At 66.2% G+C, this 1,375-nt stretch carries 2 protein-coding genes; both read right to left on the minus strand.

All coding sequences use genetic code 11. The features are described from left to right. Positions 1-68 precede the first annotated feature (68 nt). Entirely contained in the window at positions 69-836 is a 768-nt protein-coding gene (locus tag ACGFZA_RS42490) for a transposase (protein ID WP_393686483.1), read from the minus strand. Positions 837-871: 35 nt separating this feature from the next. Continuing rightward, positions 872-1,285: a hypothetical protein gene (locus ACGFZA_RS42495; RefSeq protein WP_393686485.1), complete on the minus strand. Its 414-nt coding sequence runs from the start codon at positions 1,283-1,285 to the stop codon at positions 872-874. Positions 1,286-1,375: the final 90 nt, after the last annotated feature.

Raw genomic sequence — 1,375 nt, forward strand, 5'->3', positions numbered from 1 at the left:
CTAAGCGTTGTCCCGTAAATGCTCTCTGAGCGACCTCGGGCATGGTGGACTGCTGCACGGCGGGTGGTCTATCCGGCGAGGGCGAGGTTGTGCATCCGTGCGATGCCGAGCATGGCGTCGTGGACGCCGTCGCCTTTGAGACGGCAATCGCGGAGAATCTTCCAAGTCTTCATGCGAGCGAAAGCGTGCTCGACGCGGGCGCGGACCTGCTTGTGGGACTTGTTGTGGGCCTGCTTCCAGCCGGGCAGCTCCTCGCCCGTTCGGCGCCGGTGCGGCATCACGAGCCCGGTGCCCGGATAGCCACCGTCGGCGATGGTCGTCGTCGTGCCGACGGCGGCCTTCGCCCCGGACTCCTCCCACGCCTTGCAGTCGTTGCGGTTGCCGGGCAAGGGCCGGCCGACCACCACGACGAGGCGGGTGTCGGCGTCGATGACCACCTGGTGGTTGGTGGAGTATCGGTAGTTCTTCGACTGCTCAGCGACGGTGTGGTCACGGGTGGGCACCAGGGTGCCGTCCACGATGAGCACAGCGTCTTTCGCGAACCGCTTGCGGGGCTGAAGGGCGAGCATCGGCCCGAGGTGATCGATGATCCGGTCCGCCGCCGACTTGGAAACCCCGAACAGCGGAGCAAGCTGCCGCATGGTCAGATTCGTGCGCCAGTACGCCGCGACCAGCAGTGTCCGATCCTCCAACGACAGGCTCCACGGCCGGCCCCTGCGGACCGCATCCGCGCCCTGACGCCGCAAAACCGTCACGAGCTTCCCGAACTGCCGCGGACTCAACCCGGTAAAAGGGGCTATCCAAGAGGGCTCCGACGCCGTGATCACACCAGCCACAACAAGATCATCTCACCCGCGCCCAGAGAGACAGCTCAGGTGCGAAGGCTCAACCGCAGTCTGAGCAGGCGGCGTAGACGGGCAGAGGCGCCACGGAGGGTGCCGAGCTTCCTCACCTCGTCCGCCTCAAGTTCCAGCCGGTCTGCGAGAGCTAGCACGGCGGCGTACGGCCGTTCGCCCTCTTCGAGCTTCGCGGCAACGGCACCGAGGACAGCTCGAAGAACGACGGGGTTCGCGCCGGGATGTGTCGCCAGCAGGCAAAGGAGCCTGTTGTCGTTCCACACGCTGTCTCGGGCCGCACTCAGCTCCTGCAGGGCGACGGGCGGGGTGTGGGGATTGGCAGCCAGGGCCTGCCAGACGAAGGGGTACGGACATTGCGCGAGACGCTGCAGCACGACGCTGTCCTTCTCGGCATGCGCCAGTGCGAGGTAGGCGGCGGGCGTGGGCACGAAGATGACCTCTCAGGAGCGTCGAAGCCGTCATCTTGCCACTGGACCTTGTCGTGCCTGCCTCCACCATCATTTACGGGACAAGTCTTA

Origin of the sequence: Streptomyces sp. NPDC048211 (genome assembly GCF_043202315.1) — a bacterium.
Taxonomy (GTDB): Bacteria; Actinomycetota; Actinomycetes; order Streptomycetales; family Streptomycetaceae; genus Streptomyces.